General features: G+C 61.8%; 18 protein-coding genes and 1 rRNA gene. 4 read left to right on the forward strand and 15 right to left on the reverse strand.

Going from position 1 to position 20,883, the window contains the following annotated elements; genetic code table 11:
- Positions 1–172: 172 nt before the first annotated feature.
- Positions 173–862, reverse strand: a complete 690-nt coding sequence (locus ACTQ1Z_RS08220; protein WP_320678835.1) for a phosphatase PAP2 family protein — start codon at positions 860–862, stop codon at positions 173–175.
- Between the two features lie 347 nt (positions 863–1,209).
- On the opposite strand from ACTQ1Z_RS08220, the gene ACTQ1Z_RS08225 reads away from it, so the two are divergent.
- From ACTQ1Z_RS08225 to yihA, 4 genes are all read left to right on the forward strand, one after another.
- On the forward strand, positions 1,210–2,124 hold the full coding sequence (locus tag ACTQ1Z_RS08225) for a substrate-binding periplasmic protein (RefSeq protein WP_441860163.1): 915 nt from the start codon (positions 1,210–1,212) through the stop codon (positions 2,122–2,124).
- A 36-nt stretch (positions 2,125–2,160) separates the two neighbouring features.
- Positions 2,161–2,808: an amino acid ABC transporter permease gene (locus tag ACTQ1Z_RS08230; RefSeq protein WP_441860165.1), complete on the forward strand. Its 648-nt coding sequence runs from the start codon at positions 2,161–2,163 to the stop codon at positions 2,806–2,808.
- A 624-nt stretch (positions 2,809–3,432) separates the two neighbouring features.
- Entirely contained in the window at positions 3,433–6,075 is a 2,643-nt protein-coding gene (locus ACTQ1Z_RS08235) for a DEAD/DEAH box helicase (protein ID WP_441860185.1), read from the forward strand.
- A gap of 47 nt (positions 6,076–6,122) precedes the next feature.
- Entirely contained in the window at positions 6,123–6,707 is a 585-nt protein-coding gene (yihA, locus tag ACTQ1Z_RS08240) for a ribosome biogenesis GTP-binding protein YihA/YsxC (RefSeq protein ID WP_320678840.1), read from the forward strand.
- Positions 6,708–6,718: 11 nt separating this feature from the next.
- On the opposite strand, the gene ACTQ1Z_RS08245 is transcribed toward yihA, so the two are convergent.
- The 14 genes from ACTQ1Z_RS08245 to rrf all read right to left on the reverse strand — a co-directional run.
- Positions 6,719–7,693 carry a cation diffusion facilitator family transporter gene (locus ACTQ1Z_RS08245; protein WP_441860168.1) on the reverse strand — a complete coding sequence of 325 codons (975 nt, stop codon included), beginning with the start codon at positions 7,691–7,693 and terminating at the stop codon, positions 6,719–6,721.
- 349 nt (positions 7,694–8,042) lie between these two features.
- Positions 8,043–9,032, reverse strand: a complete 990-nt coding sequence (locus ACTQ1Z_RS08250; RefSeq protein WP_441860170.1) for a hypothetical protein — start codon at positions 9,030–9,032, stop codon at positions 8,043–8,045.
- Positions 9,033–9,228: 196 nt separating this feature from the next.
- Complete coding sequence (locus ACTQ1Z_RS08255) at positions 9,229–10,788, reverse strand: aminotransferase class I/II-fold pyridoxal phosphate-dependent enzyme (RefSeq protein ID WP_441860172.1); 1,560 nt, start codon at positions 10,786–10,788, stop codon at positions 9,229–9,231.
- 475 nt (positions 10,789–11,263) lie between these two features.
- Positions 11,264–11,680, reverse strand: a complete 417-nt coding sequence (locus tag ACTQ1Z_RS08260) for a peptide deformylase (RefSeq protein ID WP_441860175.1) — start codon at positions 11,678–11,680, stop codon at positions 11,264–11,266.
- Positions 11,681–11,903: 223 nt separating this feature from the next.
- Positions 11,904–12,557, reverse strand: a complete 654-nt coding sequence (locus ACTQ1Z_RS08265; RefSeq protein ID WP_320678846.1) for a hypothetical protein — start codon at positions 12,555–12,557, stop codon at positions 11,904–11,906.
- A gap of 575 nt (positions 12,558–13,132) precedes the next feature.
- Entirely contained in the window at positions 13,133–14,467 is a 1,335-nt protein-coding gene (locus ACTQ1Z_RS08270) for an amidohydrolase family protein (RefSeq protein WP_441860177.1), read from the reverse strand.
- Positions 14,468–14,694: 227 nt separating this feature from the next.
- Complete coding sequence (locus tag ACTQ1Z_RS08275; RefSeq protein WP_441860178.1) at positions 14,695–15,402, reverse strand: class I SAM-dependent methyltransferase; 708 nt, start codon at positions 15,400–15,402, stop codon at positions 14,695–14,697.
- Positions 15,399–15,551: a hypothetical protein gene (locus tag ACTQ1Z_RS08280; RefSeq protein ID WP_320678850.1), complete on the reverse strand. Its 153-nt coding sequence runs from the start codon at positions 15,549–15,551 to the stop codon at positions 15,399–15,401. Before ACTQ1Z_RS08280 ends, ACTQ1Z_RS08275 begins: the two co-directional genes overlap by 4 nt.
- 122 nt (positions 15,552–15,673) lie before the next feature.
- Positions 15,674–16,645: a choloylglycine hydrolase gene (gene bsh / locus ACTQ1Z_RS08285; protein ID WP_441860180.1), complete on the reverse strand. Its 972-nt coding sequence runs from the start codon at positions 16,643–16,645 to the stop codon at positions 15,674–15,676.
- 32 nt (positions 16,646–16,677) lie between these two features.
- On the reverse strand, positions 16,678–17,397 hold the full coding sequence (locus tag ACTQ1Z_RS08290) for a metallophosphoesterase (protein ID WP_320678855.1): 720 nt from the start codon (positions 17,395–17,397) through the stop codon (positions 16,678–16,680).
- Positions 17,382–18,065, reverse strand: a complete 684-nt coding sequence (locus ACTQ1Z_RS08295) for a metallophosphoesterase (protein ID WP_320678857.1) — start codon at positions 18,063–18,065, stop codon at positions 17,382–17,384. Before ACTQ1Z_RS08295 ends, ACTQ1Z_RS08290 begins: the two co-directional genes overlap by 16 nt.
- A 237-nt stretch (positions 18,066–18,302) precedes the next feature.
- The gene (locus ACTQ1Z_RS08300) at positions 18,303–19,028 is read right to left on the reverse strand and encodes a hypothetical protein (protein WP_320678859.1); all 726 of its coding nucleotides are present in this window, start codon (positions 19,026–19,028) and stop codon (positions 18,303–18,305) included.
- 338 nt (positions 19,029–19,366) lie between these two features.
- The gene (locus tag ACTQ1Z_RS08305; RefSeq protein WP_441860183.1) at positions 19,367–20,383 is read right to left on the reverse strand and encodes a LacI family DNA-binding transcriptional regulator; all 1,017 of its coding nucleotides are present in this window, start codon (positions 20,381–20,383) and stop codon (positions 19,367–19,369) included.
- A 419-nt stretch (positions 20,384–20,802) separates the two neighbouring features.
- A 5S ribosomal RNA gene (gene rrf, locus ACTQ1Z_RS08310) occupies positions 20,803–20,883 on the reverse strand; the annotation flags it as partial.

Genomic DNA, 20,883 nt, shown 5'->3' on the forward strand with positions numbered 1-20,883 from the left:
GTCAATATCGGCCGGAGGGGTGGCTTTGTAAAGCCGCTTGTCTCCACCCGCGTAGCGGGTGGTTTAGAGCTGGCCGCTGCGCGGCCAGCAGACTAAAGTCTTGAAAACAAACGAGGGCCGCCCCACCACGGGACGGCCCTCGTGTCATATCGTCGAATCGCGGACGCACCACCTAGTGGATCGGGTCCTCGCCGTCCTCCAAGAACAGCGGCACGGCGATGCGCGTGTAAAGCGCGAGCCAAATGAGCGAGAGACAGAATCCGCCAATAACGTCACTCGCGTAATGAACGCCCAGATAAATACGACTCACACCCACCATGACGATGACGATGCCAAAGGCGGCAAGCAGAAGCGTGCGCTGCCTACGGTCCTTCTCGTACTTCCAAACGAACCAGGCGAGAAGACCAAAGAATGCCATCGCCACCATCGAGTGGCCCGACGGGAAGCTGAAGCCGCTCACGCTCGCAAGGCGGAATCCGTCCGGGCGCGGGCGCTGGATGATGAACTTGAGTGCCTGGTTGATGAGAACAACAAGGCCGAGGTTAACAGCGCAGCACCATCCCGGGCGCCTGCCCGGGGCAAACGCGGCGACCGCCAGCAGCAGCACGAGCAGCGTCAGCGGCGTCGCCAACGCCGAGAAGCTCTCCATGACCGGCGTGAGCCACGGGCGACGCAGATGCTCGACGATGAGCCAATATGCCGCACGATCCAGCCTCATCGACTCAAGCTCGAGGACATCCTCAAGAATCATCACAAACACCGCGGAGCACACGGCGATCACAACAAAACGCGCGTTGTCGCGGATAAGCGAGCAAAACTGGCTCGCAATAGTCTTTGTATCCCTGCCCTTGCCAGAAGACATGTGCGTTCCCCCATAAATCGAACTTGCACATGGGGATGATACCCAAGCCTGCGCGCGCAAGCCCCGCGCGGACCGTGCGCCTCACAACCGTGCTCGCACGACGCGCGCGGGGCTTGCCCGCACCACGCCATGCCCGCATGGACTGCGCAGCGTCACGCCCGCGCAGCCCATGCCCGCGCCACACCCGCACCACGCCGCGCCCGTGCCCGCACGGCCCGCGCAGCACCACGCTCATATGACACGCACAATTAATAACAGTCCTCTCACCGACAGGTCTATCATGCTTGTTACTCTGCAGCATTTAGTGGTTTAAGATGTAAACAACGCCCCCGAAAAGAAGGATGACTATGTCCACTTCCAAGCACGTCACTTCCGCCGGCATCGACCGTCGCGGCTTCCTCAAGCTCATGGCCGCCGGTGCTGCGACCATGCCGCTCGCCCTCGCCGGCTGCAGCTCCAACCAGCAGGCCGCCACGACCTCCACTGCCACCACTGCCGCCGGGGCCGCCGACATCTCCGGCGCCAAGCTCACCTTCGTCGGCGACGACGCCTTCGCCCCCTACCGCTACCTCGAGGTTCAGGCCGATGGCACCCAGAAGGTCGTCGGTCTCGACATCGCCGTCGCAGACGAGATGGCGAACCGCCTCGGCTTCACCTATGACTTTGAGCCGCAGGAGTTCACCGCAACCCTCGCCTCCGTCCAGAGCAGCGACACCTCGTTCACCATGGCCATGTCCTCCAATCCCGAACGCGAGGAGACCTTCGACTTCACGCGCGGCTATTACCAGCCGCTCGTTGGCGTTCTCACAATGAATGACGAGGTCAAGACCATCGACGACCTCAAGGGCAAGTCCATTGCCTGCACCACGGGCACCGTCCAGAACAAGTTCATCTCCGCCGTCCTGCCCGATGGCGACATCCACACCTATGACGGTGGCGACCAGTGCCTGCAGGAGGTCCTCTCCGGCCGCATCGACGCCTACCTGTGCGACGGCGCGGAAGGCCAGTCCATGCGCGACGCCAACGAGGGCCTCGTCCTCGGCTTCCTCGATCGCTCCGAGACGAAGGACTATGTGGGCGTCTATCGCATCATGGCCGCCAAGGGCGCTTCGTTCGTCACCGCCTTCGACCAGTGCATCGGTGAGATGCTCGCCGACGGCACGATCGACGAGCTCATCGGCCAGTACGTGGGCGATGACTTCAAGTGGGGCGACGACACCAGCGCCTCCGGCACCGCAACCACCGGCGTTGCCGCAAACTAGCGTCTCACCCACCGGTCAGCACCCAGGCAGCTCAGCATGAAATTCTCGCTGATAGAACCCTATGCGCCGATGTTTGTGGGCGGTCTCGCCGTCACCTGCGAGGTGACAGCGGCCGCCCTCTTGCTCGCGTTTGTCGTGGGCTTCGCCATCGCCGTGCTCAAGGTCATCCCCTGCAAGCCGTTGCGCCTGCTGCTCGACTTCTACACCTCGATCTTCCGAGGCGTACCCCTCATCGTGCTGCTCTTCATCGCCTACTTCGCGACACCGCAGCTCACGGGCTATAAGATCACGATGTTCGCCGCCAGCGTTCTCACGCTGGGCCTTAATGGCTCCGCCACCGTCTCGGAGACGGTGCGCGGCGGCATCGAAGGCGTCGACCGCGGCCAGTACGACGCGAGCCGCGCGCTCGGTCTCTCCTACATAACGATGATGAGCAAGGTCATCATTCCCCAGGCACTCCGCAGTGTGGCCCCCGCCTTGGTAAACGAGGCCATTACCGTGCTCAAGAGCTCGTCGTTGGTGGCAACCATTGGCCTCATGGACATGATGCGCGCCGCTCAAAGCGTGCAGGCCATCACCTACCGCGCCTTCGAGCCGTTCATCGTGGTGGCCATCGTCTATTACGTAATTGTCATGGCACTCGTCGCCATCGCCAACCGCCTTGAACGCCGCATGCGCGCCTAACACCCTCGCGGCGCCCCCTAGAGCGACAGGCGCATGCGCACTCCCTCGTGACGCCATCATCGACCGCTTCTCAAAACGCCGCGCGCGCAAAACATGGCGCGCATTGCGGCCGTCGGGAGCCCCTTGCGTTGAAAACGGTACCCTTGTCGCCATTTTCGCCGGCTTTCCACGGCTTTGGACGCACTCCATGCGCCGCACGCAAATAGTGGAGTCGAAATGACGTGGCAAAAACCGCGTTCCGCGAGTAGACGAATAACCGCACATCGTTTACCTGCGGCTTCGTAAACGCAAATGGTCGCTCTACTTTGTGTGGCCCATTTTTGCCACGTCATTTCGCATTTACTTCTCGAGGTCGCTCATCTTGGCGGCTTTTGCGGGGCCGAGACGTTGCGCCCGGCAGCGGCCGCCCCGTTCGGTAAGATTGGGTGCGAAAAACAATCGCAGCTCAAAGGACGCATCGTGGCAGACGAGCAGACAGCCAACATAACGGACGCGCAGGCCACCGGATCCCCCGTTGCCAACGGGGACTTCCCGCATGCCGCCGAATCCCCCGCGCACGACAGCGACACCCCGCAGAACACAGACCCGTTCGCCCCGGGCTCGCTCGGCGAGCTCGTCCCGGACATGTGGTTTGACCCCGAGCAATGGCCGGACTATGAGCCCGAGGCTCCCCTCACCGCAGACGAGGCCCTCGAGCGCTGCCTCGACTGGTGCATGAGCCGCGGCCTCGAACTCTGGCCTCATCAGGAGGAGGCACTGCTCGACCTCGCCGCTGGCGACCACGTCATCCTCGGAACGCCTACGGGTTCGGGCAAGTCGATGGTCGCACTCGGCCTATGCTACCTCGCCATTTGCCAACACAAGCGCGCCTACTACACGGCACCCATCAAAGCGCTCGTCTCGGAGAAGTTCTTCGACCTCGTCGATGCCTTCGGCAAGGACAACGTCGGCATGATCACAGGCGACACCCAGATTAATACGGACGCCCCCGTTATCTGCTGCACCGAGGAGATCCTCGCGAACCAGGCCCTGCGCGAAGGTGCCTCAAGCGAGGTCGCCGCCGTCGCCATGGACGAGTTCCACTTCTTCGGCGAGGCGGACCGCGGCTGGGCCTGGCAGGTCCCGCTGCTCACCCTCCCCAACACGCAATTCCTTCTCATGAGTGCCACGCTTGGCGACGTCTCCGCCATCGCCGGAGCGCTCGAGCGCCAGACCGGCCGCACCGTCGACTCCGTGACAGACGCAGAGCGTCCGGTGCCGCTCACCTACGAGTACGTCAACACCCCGCTCGAGGCCACCGTCGAGCTCGCCCTACGCGAGGGAGACGCCCCCATCTACATCGTTCATTTCGCTCAGGACGCCGCGCTGAACACCGCGCAGTCCCTCGCGAGCTACGGCGTCGCCACGAAAGAGCAGCGTGATGCCGTTAAGGAAGCCTGCAAGGGCACGCGCTTCACCACGGCTTTCGGCAAGACGCTCCAGCGCCTGCTCTCATGCGGCGTCGGCGTGCACCACGCCGGCATGCTTCCGCGCTACCGCCTCCTCGTGGAGAAGCTCGCCCAGCAGGGGCTCCTCCCCGTGATCTGCGGCACGGATACCCTGGGCGTCGGCATTAACGTGCCCATCCACACCGTCCTACTCACAGCCCTCACCAAGTACGACGGCCACCGCATGCGCCGCCTACGAGCCCGCGAGTTCCACCAGATCGCCGGCCGCGCCGGCCGCTCGGGCTTCGACACGGAGGGCCGCGTCATCACCGAGGCACCCGAGCACGAAATCGAAAACGCAAAGCTCGAGCTCAAGGCCGCCGGCGACGCTAAGAAGCTCCGTAAGCTGAAGAAGAAGCGCGCGCCGGAGGGCTTCGTTAACTGGAACAAGGACACTTTCGAGCGCCTCGCCGAGGCCGCGCCGGAGACCCTCACGCCCCGCATGCGCGTAACGCACTCGATGGTTCTCTCCGAGACGAGCCAAGGCGGCGACTCGCACGCCCGCATCATGCGCCTCATCGCAGACTCCCTCCAAACTGATGCCGAGAAGGTCCAGCTCGTCGCCCGCACGGACGAGATCTTCGCCACCCTCATGGACGCCGGCGTCATCATTCGCGAGGAAGGCCTACCCGCGGATGAAGACGCCACAGAGGCAGACCGCGCCGTCGCTGCGGAGGCCGCCGAAGCCGCCGCTGAGGAGCTCGAACTGCTCCTGCCCGCCGCCGCGGCCTCGCCCCTCGCCACGCCCGCAAGCTACTCGCTCACGGTCGACCTACCCGAGGACTTCGCCCTCGACCAGCCGCTTTCGCCGTTCCTCCTCGCCGCGCTCGAGCTCCTCGACCCGGAGAGTGAGACCTACGACATGGACCTCGTCTCGATGGTGGAGGCCACACTCGAGGACCCCTGGCAGGTCCTCCGCGCCCAAGAGCGCGAGGCCAAGGGACGCGCCATCGCCGAGATGAAGATGCAGGACATCGAGTACGACGAGCGCATGGAGAAGCTCGAGGACGTCACCTACCCCAAGCCCCTCGAGGAGGAGCTCGAGGCAGCTTTCGCCACCTACTGCGACGAGGTTCCCTGGGCGCGCGACTACTGCCTGCGCCCCAAGTCCGTCGTGCGCGACATGCTTGAAAGCATGTCGGACTTCAAGACCTACATCCAGCGCTACAAGCTCTCCCGCAGCGAGGGCACGCTCCTGCGCTACCTGTCTGACGCCTGGCGTGTCCTCGACCGCACGGTTCCGCCCGACAAACGCACGCCCTACCTCGATGACGCCATCGCTTGGCTTGGATTCATCGTCCGCACCACGGACTCCAGCCTTATGGACGAGTGGGAGTCTGCCGGCCAGATGCCCGGCGAGCTGCTGCCCGGCGCCAAGGAGGCCGTCGTGCAGGACCGCCACGGCCTCACGGTTCTCGTGCGCAACGCCCTCTGGCGCCGCGTCCGTCTCTTCGCCGCCGAGGAAATCCCCACGCTCGGCGAGCTCGACCAGCCCTTTGGTATGGGCGAGCGCCGTTGGCGCGAGGTCCTGGAGGAGTTCCGCGATGTCCACGACGAGGTTCTGCTCGACGCGGACGCCCGCTCTACCGCATACTTCCTAATTGATACGGCAGACGAGCTCACGGACCACGTCTGGCACGTGACGCAGATCGTCCATGATGTCGACGGCGACAACGACTTCCGCATCCTCGCCGATGTTGACCTCGACGTTACGCAGAACGAGGGCGAGGTCAGCTTCAAACGCTATCGCGCCGGCTCGGCCGAGGACCTCGCGGAGTAGCGCGAGGCGCCCGCGCCGGCAACGCCGCTCAGAAACGGAGAAATGACATGAACTACAACCTCGTAAAGTTCACGATGAGCGCCGGCACCGCCCAGCAGCTCCCGAAGCCCGGACGCCCGGAGATCGCCTTCGTCGGCCGCTCGAACGTGGGCAAGTCCTCGCTCATGAACAAGCTCTTCGGCCGCAAGGACCTCGTCAAGGTCTCCTCCAAGCCGGGCAAGACCACGACCATCAACTTCTTTGCCATCGGCAACGTGGACTTCGTCGACCTGCCCGGCTACGGCTTCGCGCGCGTCAACGCCACAGAGCAGGAGCGCTGGAACAATCTCATGGAGGGCTACTTCGAGGGCGAGCGTAACCTCAAGCTCGTGGTCGCCCTCGTGGACATCCGCCATGACGCGAGCCCACTCGATCTCCAGATGATCGGCTACCTCGAGAGCCTCGGCCTTCCCTACTGCGTCGCCTTCACCAAGGCGGATAAGTTCAGCCGCTCGAAGGGCCTCACGCAGGCGGCGATGCTCCGCAAGCAGTTCGAGCTTGAGCCCGAGATTCCCTGGGTCCTTGTTTCCTCGACGGCCGGCACCGGTATCGGCGACCTCAAGGACACCATCGAGCGCGCCCTGCGCAAGTAGGACCGCGATGCCTACTTGCGCAGGCCCGCAGGTGTGCCGCCAGCCTTCGGACGCTTGCGCACCTGGCTCACATCGATTGGGTCACAGTGCAGCGTGAGGGTGATGCCCGTCTCGAACGCAACACGACGCTCGATACCATCGAGCGTCGTGTGCGCGGTAAGCAGGCTCGTGCGCGAATCCATCTCCGCGTGGGCACTCGCGACCTTCCTCCCCGGGCCGTAATCGTGGATCATGAGGTCATGCACGCCAAGGATACCTGGGGTCGCCAGCACGAGGGCCACGACGCGGTCGACCATCTCTTGAGAAGGCGCCTCGCCCAGGAGCGGGTTCACCGTATCGCGAACAAGCGCGAGGCCGCTCACCAGCACGAATATGCCAACGGCAAGGCCTGCCCAACCATCAAGCTCAAGGCCCGTGAAACGCGAGACGAGCGCGCACACAAGAACCGCCGTCGTGGTGATGACATCGTTGCGCGAGTCGACCGCCGTAGCGGCCAAAGTCTCGCTTTCGATGCGATCTCCCAGCTTCTTGTTGAAGCTCATCATCCACGCCTTCGCGGCGATGGAGAGCAGCATGACGATGAGCAGCGGAAGGCTCACCTCGACAGGCTCGGGATCGATAATGCGCGAGATGCCGCCGCGAATAATCTCAAAGCCAACCGCAGTCACAAGAACGGCTACAACCAGCCCAGCGAGGTATTCGAAGCGCCCGTGGCCGTACGGATGGCCGGAATCGGCGGGTTTGCTTGCGAGCTTGAAGCCCGTAAGCGTCACGATGTTGCTCGAAGCATCCGAGAGGTTGTTGACGGCGTCTGCCACGATTGAGACCGAACCAGCCGCCACGCCCACGGCGGCCTTCGCGACACAAAGGGCCACGTTCAGCACAATGCCGACAACGCCCGCCATGATGCCATAGGAGACGCGCACGCCCGGGTCATTCACGCGACCATAATCGCGCACGAACATGCGCGAAAGCCAATCGGTCATTGTCGCCTCTCCCTTCAATTCGCACCTCAACGCCGCAAATGCCACTCAAGGACTAAAGATTGCAGCATATCACGACGTTATACCCACCAGCGCGGTAGAGTATCCGAATCGCCCACGGCGCGTGGAGGCCGCTGCCACGGCGAGTCGCCCGGGTTGCCCGCGCGACGCGTGTAGCCGCTGCAACGGCACGCCGCCCGAATCGCCCGCGTAGCGTGTGTAGCCCGCCGCCACGGCACGCCGCCCAAACCGCTCGCGCGGCTCGCCCAACCCCCATGCCCAACAACAAGAGGCGTCCGAAGCCATACGGCCCCGGACGCCTTCAGTCACGAGCTATGGGAGCGGAGCGCTCTTAGTAGCGGTTGCCGCCACGGTAGCCGCCGCGGTCGTTGCCACCACGGTAACCACCGCGGTCACCGGGACGATCGTTGCCGCGGAAGCCGCCGCGATCGTTGCCACCACGATAGCCGCCACGGTCGCCGCCACGGGAGTCACGGCCGCCGAAGCCGCCGCGATCGCCGGGACGGTCGTTGCCACGGAAGCCACCGCGGTCGTTGCCACCGCGGAAGCCGCCGCGGTCGCCGCCACGGCCACCGAAGCCGCCGCGGTTACCACCACGGTCGCCGCCACGGTCACCGCCACGGAAGCCACCGCGATCACCGCCACGGCCACCAAAGCCGCCGCGCGGGCCGCGGTCGTCGCGCTTGCCGTGGAAACCGCCGCGCTCCTCGCGATCCTCGTCGAGGCCGAGGGCCACGAGCGGGTTAATAACCTTGTCGAGCAGAGCGATGAGTTGCTCGCGCTCCTCGTCAGAGAGACCCGGAACGAGGTTCTCGCCCTTGCTCTCCTCGGCCTCGGCGCGCTCGACGGCGTCGTCGTCGGCCATGACGATGATCTTACGCATGTCGGGCTCAGACGGCTCGACGCGGGCAACGAGGTCCTTCTCCTCGGCCTCGGCCATCATGGCATCGAGCTCGCGAAGGCGCATGCCGAGAAGCTCGGACATCTCCTTCTGCTCCATCTTGGGCTTGAGCTGCAGGAGCTTGAGCGCGCGGACCAGCGAGCTGGCCTGGTTGCCCTTCTCCTCCTGCTCGCGGCGCTGGACGGCGCGGCGGCAGCGAAGCAGGCGGGCAGCCTTGTTGGCCTTATCGAAGAGGGCGTCATCCGGATCCTGCGCAGGGACGTCCTCGGTCTCGTCGGCAGCCTCGGCGGCGTCGGCGTCATCGGTCTCGGTCTCGGTCTCGTCGAGAAGCTCGTCGTCGGCCTCGAGGATCTCCTCGTCAGCGTCGGCCGTGGTCTCGACCTCGTCGTTTAGCATCTCGTCATTCTCGAACTCAGACATGGTGTCTCCTTCTTGCGCCCCTCGGGCGAATGTGGCGCTCCCGCGCCGCGTGCCGGATTCTTCAACTCTGATCATCTGTGTCATTCGTCTTACCCCTCCCGGGGTGCCCAGCACGGCGAACTAGTATATGGCCTGTAAGCTGCGCCAACGCGTACTGCGGCATTCCTCCACCGAAACGCCGCAGCAAGACGGCGAGCTACTCCTGACGATAGGTGGTCAGGAAGTCGGCGAGGTCATCCATGCACTCGGCCAGTACCTCGATGCGCGGCAGATAGACGATGCGGAAGTGATCGGGCTCGGCCCAGTTGAAGCCGCCGCCGCGCGTGATCAGAATCTTCTTGTCATGGAGAAGGTCGAGCGCGAACTGCTCGTCATCCGTGATATTGAACTTCTTCACGTCGATCTTCGGGAAGATGTAGAACGCCGCCTTGGGCTTCACGGCCGTGATGCCATCGATCTCGTTGAGCGCGCGCCAGATGAAGTCGCGCTGGTCGCAGACGCGGCCGCCCGGACGCACGTACGTCTCGACGCTCTGGTATCCGCCAAGCGCCGTCTGCACGATGGACTGCGCCGGCACGTTCGAGCAAAGGCGCATGTTAGAAAGCATGTTCACGCCCAGGATGAAATCGCTCATGCAGCGGAGGTTGCCGGACAGAATCATCCAGCCGATACGGTAGCCCGCAATCATGTGGCTCTTCGAAAGGCCGGAGAAGGTCACGCACGGCAGGTCCGGGGCAAGCGACGCGATGGAGACGTGCTCGACGCCGTCCATGCACAGACGGTCATAGATCTCGTCCGAGAAAATCATGAGCTGGTGACGGCGGGCGACATCGACGATTTCCTCGAGCACCTCGCGCGAATAGACGGCACCGGTGGGGTTGTTCGGGTTAATGATGACGATGGCCTTGGTGCGGCTCGTGACCTTAGACTCCATGTCGGCGATGTCCGGCATCCACTCGGCCTGCTCGTCGCAGATGTAGTGAACGGGATTGCCGCCGGCAAGCGTGGCACAGGCGGTCCACAGCGGATAGTCGGGGCTGGGGATGAGGACCTCATCGCCGTCATCAAGCAGGGCGTGCATGGACAGCTGGATGAGCTCGGAAACGCCGTTGCCGGTGTAGATGTGCTCCATGTCCACGTTGGGCAGGTGCTTGAGCTGCGCATACTGCATGATCGCCTTGCGAGCGGAGAACAGGCCGCGCGAGTCAGAGTAACCCTCGCACTCGGTGAGCTGCTGGCGCATGTCCTTCACGACCTCGTCGGGCGTGCGGAAGCCGAACGGCGCCGGGTTGCCGATGTTGAGCTTGAGAATTCGCTCGCCCTCCGCCTCCATGCGTGCCGCCTCGTCAACGACCGGGCCACGGACGTCATAGAGCACGTTGTCGAGCTTGTTGGACTTCTTGAACTGGCGCATGAGGATGCTCCCTTTATTTGAAATCTGCTGGTCAGATGTAACGTTCGAGGTATAAGCGGCCGCATGCCGCACGGTAGCTCGCACAGTCGCCGCGTCAGAAGCGCCCGAGGGGCCACCAACGGCAGAAGTGCCGTCGAGCCAAGCAGGGCTCACGCCGAGAAGGTCAGCGACAAGGGTAAGGGTGGCGAGACGCGGAGTGACCTTACCGGAGACATATTGGCTGACCTGGCTCTTTCCCAGCTTCGAGCCGCGCTCGTCAGCAAGGCGCACGAGGTCCGCCTGCTTGAGGCCGGCCACGTCCATCGCCTGCCTAAGGCGTTCCGAGAACTTCTCCCGACCCATGATCTTCCAAGCCTCCTTGCCGCCAGACCTTGCTCCCGGGCCTCGGCTTGCCGTCGAGCCTTGCGCCCAGATCTCAGCTTGTCGCGGGCCTAACCTGCTTTCGAACGCATAAGTTCAATTTCGTATGCGCTATAGCACTGAAATTGAACTATATGCAACATTAGTTCAATTTCTCGGTAATACTAGCACATTGAATTGAACTTCCTTCTCCCATCCCGCATGTGCATGGACTTTCGGCAGTCATACTTGCCTCGACGGGGGCATCGCGCTGGCCAGGCCCGCGCGGAGATCCCCGCGACCACCTCGCGCCCGCACATGGCCAGCCCAGGCCACGTCACGGCAGCGCAAATGGTTCCAGACACTCCACGTCGCCTCTGGTCACACCCGCCAAACAGAAAAGGGACGGCCCCAAAGGAACCGTCCCCTCATCATCATCTGCGCGGTCAGCGCGCCCGACGCCAGACCTACCTACCAGTTAGACCAGCTTGCCAGCACAGTGGTCAACGCCATGCTGGACAACCTCGGCGACCCAGCCGGTGAGCTTGCGCGTGCGGGACTCGAACTTGCCGTCGACCAGGGCGTCAAACTGGATGCGAATCAGCTGGAAACGCTGGACCACGGTCTCGCGATCGAGCGAGAGACAACCCTCGCTGACCTTGTACGGCGCCATCGTGGCAACAATCTTGGGGTTATACATAACCTGCGGACCATGGGCACCAAGGAAGGCGATGATGGCCTTGGTCGAGCCAATCTGGTTGGCAGCGAGGCCGGCGCAATCCTCATTGGCGGCCATAGTATCGAGCAGGTCCTGAGCAACATCCGCGTCCTCGGGAGTGGCGGGCTCCGCCGGCCTGGAGAGGAACTCCTCGTCCTTCATGATGTCCTTAATCATGTGGTTCCCTTTCATCGAAGCGCGCGGCCCGTCCCCGCGGGCAAACGCGGCCTTTTCATCCTCACGATGATACGGGATTACCCGCCTGTGCGGCAGCGGCAGCATCTCCCTTCATCCCACGCGCACTAGGTGTGACCGCTTCAGCGCTCTTGGACGCACCAGAGCGGGCAAGCTGCCCCAGACGCGGCCCCGCGGGAGATCCAATTCCTCGCGGACAGCACGTCTATCCCAGGCGCACCAGGTTCAAGCTGTCGAAATACGCCCCGTCAATCCCGATAGTCTCTCGCAGAAGATCGAGGTAAAAGCTACCCGTGACACAGTCGATGTCCGTCGGCCTATCCCTGAGGCTCGGGTCCGCATCCGGCGCACGGTCATAGAACTTCACGGCCCCAACGCAGACCCACGAGCCGTTCACCAGCGCAATCCGAGTCCCCAGAAGTCCCCTCTTCCATTTGTGGCGCGTTGCCGCATCGGGGCAGCACAGCTCGAGCTCATCTCCCGTATTCACATCTCGCACGCGAACCGTTCCCTCCCTCGGGTTCTTCTCCCCCAAAGCAAACTGGGAGAAGCGCTGCGTTCGCGCCACTTGCTCGATGCGCCCCGCTCGGCTTTCCGACACCATGCCTGGTGGCATCATCGCGTAGAGCTCTATGGGCGTATGCAGGCCGTCAATGGGATACTCGAACAGCAGCCACTCCGTATAGGCGAGACTCGTCTGCTCGAGAAGCGGCTCCGGCGGGCTCTCCAGATACTCCGCCGCGGGCATCACAAGGTACTCGAACAAGAGTCGTGAGGTCTCGAAATACGGGGCGTCCCTATCCGCCCAACGCTCAAACACATCTGCGACGTCCTCCTGGACCAGATCATACGTGCTCATATTCCTCCCTTCGACTGAAGCGGAGGGTATGCGCGCCACCATGAACGCACGCCCTCCGCTCATCCCGAGAGTACGGGGAAGAGGAGGGCTCGAAGGCCTCTGCGCCAAGAAAGTCCCACGCGCTCAAACCCGTATCAGACACGTTCCAAACCGGAAAACGCAAAAACATGCCAAGACACGTCAAACAAACACCAACACCGCAGGTACAAGCCTTGCGTCTCGTGTTGAAAACTCTCAAGCACTCGCAGAAAAAAGTTGACCGCGCAGAGTAAAATGAGCTGCGGAACGCCATGCAAAGAGTTGCATGCCCAGCATAAGACGGGGCTCGCGCACGAAACAAACAGCCCCACCCGCGACGCAAATAGTCGCACGCTCGCGGATAGCTCGCTCGTGATGCAAGACGAGGCCCACTCGCGTCACAAGCATCCGCCCGCTCGCGAATAGGCCGTCCGCGTCGCAAGCAACCGCCCGTCCGCGGCGCAAGGTGGAAGCTCGCATCCAATACAAAAAAGCGACCCGCGCTCGACGGGCCGCCCTATCAACCCGCGGCTACACCACGGGCAATCGATGAGAACCTAGTGCTCAACAGGCTGGTCGAGAATCCAGTCCAGCTCCCGATCAAGCTCGGCGATGTGCTTGACTTTGAGCTTATCCGCAAGCCTGCCGCGAGCCATCACGTGCAACGGGGCGCGCAGAGCCGAAAGGTCGACGAGCGGGTCGCCTGCGACAACGAGAAGATCGGCGTCCTTGCCCACCTCAACGGTGCCCGTCACGTAGCCAAGACCCAAAAGCCCGGCATTGACCTGCGTTGCCGTGTGAAGCGCGAAGGCATTGGAGACGCCGGCATACTTGGCGAAGTAGGCAACCTCGCGCCACATATCATATTGCGTGACGTATGGGCAGCTCGAATCCGTACCAAGACCAACGGGAATGCCGGCCTCCAGCGCCTCGCGAGCGCTGTTGATGATGCCGTTACAAACGATGTCGCCGTTGACTTTCTGCACTTCCGTCGAGTGCGTCTTCTCGGGCGCAAGCAGGACAAAGGGCAGTGCCGGCGAGATTGTGCAGGTGACAGACGCCGGACGGCCCGTCAGCTGCGTCCCGGCAGCCCCCTTATAGAGCTCGCGGATTTCATCGTCCATCTCGGCACCGTGCTCGATGGTGTCAACGCCGGCAGCAAGAGCCACACGCACGCCCTCGCTGCTCTCAACGTGTGCCATGACGGGAAGGCCCAATTCGTGAGCGGCCTTACAACTCGCCGCCGCAATCTCGGGAGACATGCGCAGCACGCCGGGCTCACCCGGCTCGGTGGCGTCAAATACGCCACCCGTTACGAAGAGCTTGATTACGTCGGCGCCATGCGCGGCGATGTCATGCACCTGCCGGGTAGCCCGCTCGGGAGTATCCGCCACCATAGCGAAGAGACCAGCACCGTGGCCGCCCGGAACGGTAATGCCCGTACCAGGAGCGACGATGCGAGGGCCAGCGTAACGGCCAGCCTCGATAGCATCGCGAACAGCGATGTCTGCAAAGAGCGGGTCTCCGGCGCCACGCACCGTGGTGACGCCGCTGGCAAGCTGCTGCTGCGCAGAACCCCTGATGATGCGGCGCAAGATCGCGCGACCCACCGGATTGTCCAGCTTCGACATGAGACTGCCAGCATCTCCCGAGCTCACAGGCTTGCCAGAGCCGCAAAAATGCACATGCATGTTGATGAGGCCGGGTAACAAAAACGCGCCATCGAGATCGATCGTTTTCGCGCCCTCGGCAACGCGAGCCACGGCGGACGGCTCGATGCGGGCGATTTTGCCACCCTCGACCGTTACCGCCATACCACGCTGCGGCTCCATATGCTCGGTGCCATCGAGTACCGTCGCATTCAGGAATACCGTCACGTCGGATTTAGCCATTAGCTCCCCTTCCCCCGCTTCCGTGAAGACAAGCCTACATGTTATGTAAAGAGCACGTCACTCCCGCTCGACAGGAGGCCGCGCACCCTACGCGAACGGAACCCCACAAAACCTGAAATGGATAATGCGAACAAGAATGTGACAAAGGGATTGTCCCTTTGTCACTCTACGCGAACGGAAGGCCAGCATACCTGAAAAAGGGACTGTCCCTTTTTCTGCTTTTCGCGCTATGCCGGCACGATGACGTCATACCTAACCGCCTTGCCGGAGATGCTGTGGCTCGGGCGAACCCCGGCCAGCACCGGTGCCTTAATCGGCCTCTTGACGACGATCTTTCGCGGATGCGCAGCCAACGCCGCGTCCATGAGGGAAGCCTCGTCCGCGCAGGGAGACTCAAGCCGATGCAAGAGCTGGAACTTCTTCTTCACCGCGGCGCTCTTCGTGCGCGCCGGAAACATCGGGTCGAGATAGACCACGTCGGGCGCCTCCGCAAGCGCTGGGAGGATCTCGACAGAATCGCCCTCAACGAGACTCATGCGCCTCACGACGCCCGACAATACGGGATCATCCGCCGCGCGCCTGAGCCCATCGGCAAGGAGCGCGGCGATAACGGGGTCACTCTCACACATCGTCACGGAAAAGCCAGCAGCAGCGAGCAGCATCGAATCCTCGCCCAGGCCCGCCGTCGCATCAAAGACGCGAATCTCCTCAACGCCGCGCACACGCACGGCCTTTACGAGAAGCTCGCGACCAAGGCGGTCGGGGCGCAGGCGCGGAAGCATCTCGCGAAAGTCCTCCGCGAGTTCCATCCCGTCCGCCATAAGCGTGAACCGTCCGTCGACGCGGCGAAGCTCAACCCCTTCGGGAAGCGTCAAGCCCGCCTCGCTCGGCGCCGCGGCGCCCGCCATCTCATTCATCACGGTGTCCACGCTCACTGTCGTCCAAAATAGTCGAGGTCAGAAATGAAGTAGGTGCGAATATACCCCTTCGTCGAAACGACGACGAGCTCGCCCGTCTCCTCAAGATAGTAGATATCGTCACCGTCCGCCTCCTCCTTATGGAGGGCGGCATCATTCGCCACCACGGCATTGGCTGCGGCGACATATTCCGGCTCCGTAGAGCACCCGACCTCCGCCCCGTGCTTCCCGAAGTGCGAGGAGAGTCGATCCGCCCATGCCCCGAAAGGCGCCCGGCCCAGTGCCGCGCTTAGCCATCGATCCTGACAGGATCCGGACAAACGAGCTTGTCCACGGGTGCCCCCTCGGCATCCGCGAGGCTCACACAACGAACCGCAAGGTCCTCGTACGTGTTGTAGTAATAGCAGCCCGTCTCGGCAGAGAAGCAGCTGGTATAGAGGGTCTTCTCCAGGTCACCGTTCGTCATGCGCGCCGAGCCCTCGACCATGGCCACGCCCTCGAGCGTACGAAACATGCGGATGACGTTATCGTGTTCGCTCTCCTTATCGGGATAGTTGGCATTGAGGAAAGCGGCCTTAACGAAGCGCGAGGGAGAATACGAGTCGCCAGGGATTCCACGCATGCCGGCACCGGCACCATAGGGGGCAAGCTCGGCACGACGCCACTTCGCGGGAGCGGGAGCATCGCTCGTCGCGGTGATATAGCTGCGGAGGTTCTCGAGGTGCCACTCAAGCGAGGGCTGATTCGCAAGAACATCAACGGGATCATCGAGCACGTGCATGCCATCCGCACGGCATTCGATGACGATACTGCGAGTCGCGTCTCCCACGATCCAGTGCAGGTAAGAGACGCCGAGCCCCTCGCCCGCGGGCACGCCGACGACCGTGGTGCCCTCAAGCGCGGCAACGACCTCATTCACGCTCGAGAAGTTCGCGGCAATCCACATCGGAAGCTCGTAGGCGCAGACGTTCGTCCCCGTCTCCGCGGGGCCCTCGGCGTATTCCGCAAAGCCGGGGAAGTTAAGACCGGCAACAGCAAGGCCAGCATCGTTGCCGCAATCAAAGAACATCGGCAGGTTCTGGAAGTCAACGCACATACCAATTACCGCATGCGCAGAAGGCGCATCGTCAAGGAAGCGATAACGCACGGGAAACCCCTTGGGCATCACGCGCACGCGCTCGCCATAGCCGCAACTCCAATCGAGATTGCGGCCGAGGTACATGGAACCGTTCTTGCTGGTAAACCTAACGCTCGTGCACATAAAAGCTCCCTTCGACGCATATACGTGGAATTCTACCCAAATACGCCGTCACCCAAGCGCACCACCTCGTTATAGAGCACAGTATGTGCATCGTCCAAGTCGCGCTCTCGATGGAAGTGGCCGAAATACCAACGCCTAAACGACAGCCGGTCTTCAAGGGTATCGAGATATCCCGTGAAGCGATCGCGCTCCGGAGTCTGCCAGGTCTTATCCGGGTAGAGCGCATGTGACAGCATCCGATTCGAACATGTATGCGTGATTACGTAGTCGACCCTCCAGCCACAACCCGCAAGCACCTCATCCGCGTGAGCTAGCTCCTCCTCAGAGGGCAACTCCTGAGGCCACCAGTCGATGCCAGGCGTGCGCCAGTCCATATCCGTACTTGCGGCCCCGCCCAACACGAAGACGCGCGAGCCGCCGAGTTCAAACAGCTCGCCACGACATAGCCTGCGAATCGGCGAGTCCTCCGAGAGGCGCTGCGTAAGGCCTCCGCGCCACATCTCAAGCGGACGGGTCTCCCAGTGGGCGAACTGCTCGTGGTTACCGTCAACAAACAGCACGTTGTAGGGGCGCGCCTCGAGCCAGGCGATTTCATCGCACTCGCCGCGAGAGTAATCCCATGGATATCCAAAGTCCCCGGCGACAATGAGGTAATCATCCGTATCGAGGGACTCGCCCACCGTCGAATCCCAGTCATAGAGCTTCTGCATGTCGCATCCACCGTGGATATCGCCCGTTACAAAGACGGCCATCCCGCTCCTTTCCCGTTCGCCGGATGCCTGTCCGGCTCCCTCTCCAGCTCATCGACGAGCAGAGACCGCGCGATGTCTCGCGCAGGCCCCGGATTGGGCGCAACCCAACTTTGCCAACGAGCTATGCCCGCGTTCTCGATGCCGGCAAACCATGCATCGATCTCCTCAATCGAAACCGGTCTAAGCCCGTTCGCGTCCATGCCCACGTCATAGCGATAGATACCCTGCATACGATTTAACTCGTTGTAGTCTGGGCCCCGACTGTGAATGTGTCCGTGCAGCATCAGCGAGCCGCGCTCCATAGCCTCCCAATCCACCAACGGATAGTGCGAAAGGATGTATTTATGGCCATTCACCTTGAGGCGCGAGATTGGCGGCATCACGTCAAATGTGCCCGCCAGCCCCTTTGAGCCCCAATCCTTGTCATGATTGCCCGGGATAAGACGGACGCGCTCACACCTGATCTGCTCGCGAATTGCCTTGGCGTCCTCAACCGTAATCCGAAACGAAAAATCCCCCAGGATATACAACTCATCCCTAGGTAGAACTCGTGCGTTAATGTTTACCACGAGCGCGCGGTTCATCTGCGCGACCGTCTCATAGGGACGGCCGGCAAACCTAATAACGTTTTCATGGCCGAAGTGCGTATCCGAGGTGAAGTAGATCATATGGCCTCCTTTTGGCCATTATCCTCTCCCATGCGGACACTTAACCACGCCACGGCCCCGTGGCGAGACAAGCAACCGGAATCCCATATCGCGGAATCCCATATCGCCGTAGACTCACTCGCTCACTCAACCCGGACAGCAAAACGAATGCGGCCCGACGCTAGTACACCGGGAAACGAATGCGGCCCGGCGCCAGCACCTTAGCCGGCGTCGGGCCGCTCATCTATTCCGAGGAAATCATGCGCAGAAGCGAAGAGGCTCCGGCTCGTCCGGACCGTCGAGGTCAATGCCCGTCTCTGCCTTGAACGTCAACTTGTACTTCTCAATAGCAAGCGGAAGGCTCGAGTCGAGCGAGAACAGACCCGAGTTGCCCACGATGAGGATGTCGGCGCCGGCCTGCTGGAACGTCTTGAAAGTAGCCTGCTTAACTCCGCCGTCAACTTGAATCTTAAAGTGGCAGCCTCGATTCTCGCGAAGCTTGCGGGCCGCCTCGATCTTGGCGAGCGTCTCCGGAATGACCTTCTGTCCCGCAAAGCCCGTGTCGATGGTCATGATCGTAAGGATATCGATTCGTTCGCAGATCGTCTCAATCGTAAAAAGCGGAGTCATCGGGCTGAGCACGATTCCAAAGCGCACGCCAAGCTGACGAGTGCGCTCATAGAGGCGGAAGGCATTGCGTTCGACGGTCTCCGCCTGGTATGACAGGCAATCATCGGAGCCAAGCTCAAACATCTCCGTGAACATCACGGGGTCCTCGACCATGAGGTGAACGTCCATGGGAAGCGAGCTGTGCTTGCGCAGCGTGTTGGCAAACTGCGGCGTCAAAGCCATGTTGGGACAAAAGTGAGAGTCCATAACGTCAACGTGATAGAGGTCAAAGTGCTCGTCCATGACGCCGATATCACGAGCGACGTTCATCGGGTCCATGCACATTAGGGACGAAGCCATAAGGGGCCTGTTCATTCTTCTCTCCTTCTCGCGCACGTTCCGTCGAAGGCTCATCGACATCGCTTCGTTCGTTTACGGAAGATCTTTAAGTAAACGTTTACTCATAGCGGCCAAGCTTGGGGAACTTTCTAACCACTTAAAGCGTAATCGTTTCGCACTCCATGCCAGCGTGGCTGCGTTTGTCACCGAGAACGCTCTGCTTACGGTTCATTATTTGTGGGTAACTGTTTGGGTAAACGTTTGTGCTCACAAGGTTTCGCACACGCCTTTGCCACACTTATGAGTCCCTGGTGCCACAATCCAACCCACTCATGCTCATGCGCGCTCGGCGCTAAAGCCGCACCAACCCGCACCTATGCCCGCTGAGTCGATTCCCTCCGAACAATCTCGACCGGAACATACGTAACCAGCTGGTCAGGCATCCCGCCATTCATCATCCCGAGAAGAGCATTCGCCGCCTTCTCCCCAAGAATATGCGGCTCCTGGCGAATCGTCGTCAGAGGAGGCCGCCCAAAGCGTGCGATCGAGATATCGTCATGTCCAACGATACAAACATCAGCGGGGACGCTCACGCCCCTTCCACGCAACGCCTCAAGGGCACCCATCGCCAGCCAGTCCGCCTGACAGAACACGCCATCGAATTTGTGTCCGGAGTCAATGAGGTCACACAAAAGCTCATAGCCTCGGTCGAACGAAGTCACGGCAGATGATCGTACTAGCTCGGGCCTCAGCTCTACGCCAGCCGCTCGCAGCTCATCAACAAAGCCCTGCGTACGAATCTTGGTGATGGGAGAGTTCTCACGCGCCTGAATCAACGCCAGGCTGACGCATCCGCCGCTCAGTAGCTCACGCGCTGCGAGTCGTCCGCTTCGCTCGTTGTCAGACGAAATGCAGGCGACCTTGCCGGCGTTTGCCCCCACGTTCACGAAGCGATCTACATAGACCGTAGGCACGGACCTCTTGAGAGCCGAGCGCACATCATCCAGGCTGTTTACTGCGATAACTCCTGAGACGCTTTGAGCCGCGAGTAGCGCCTGACACTGCCGCTCAAGATCAAGGGAGGCGTTCGTGTTGTAAATCATGCTGGCGTAGCCACTCTCGAACAGCATCGTTTGCATCGCAAGAATCATTGACGAGAAGAACTCGTTGGCGATATTGGGGACGATGATGCCAACCGCGGAGTTATGCCTCTGGCGCAGGCCCTTGGCCAGCTGATTAGGCTGGTAGTCATACTCTTCGATGATCTTGCGCACGCGGCGCTCGGTCTCAGCGGAGAACCTTCCATTTTGGTTGATCACACGAGACACCGTCGCAACCGAAACGCCGGTCATTTGCGCGATGTCCTTTACGGTGATCCTCGTGCCTGCCATGCGTCCTCCAAACCCGCGCGCACGCGCCGCGACGCACAGCCTCTGCCGTCACGAACCCCAAGAGCGTTCGAACCTAAGCCAGCAGAACCAGTATCAAATCATTGTGAAGCTTAGCGACCAACAATTCGTTAGCTGTTCATTAATTTTGGCATCCGGGACCTCAATACATGCCGATAGTGCGTTGAAAGTCCTTCAAAGCGTTCGATCTCGAGGTATCCTGCCAAAAACGCAGGCGCACATCCAAAACCGAAAGAACAGCATGAGAGAAAAAGGCACGTCAAACCGCATTTGAAGCCGCATGGCCACTCATGCTCTCCAATGTCACCGCTACTTTGGCCAGCATCCGGCCCCCGCACAGAAGGAGGGCCCCGCCACCACGCGGGTGACGAGGCCCTCCCGGCACGCAAATGCCCCTCGTTGGTCAGCGACGTCCTGCTCTCCCACGGACTGCTCCGCAGTACCATCGGCGCTAGGGGGCTTAACTTCCGGGTTCGGAATGG

This window comes from Parolsenella sp. LCP21S3_E11 (assembly GCF_052118165.1).
In the GTDB taxonomy this organism is placed as follows: domain Bacteria; phylum Actinomycetota; class Coriobacteriia; order Coriobacteriales; family Atopobiaceae; genus Parolsenella.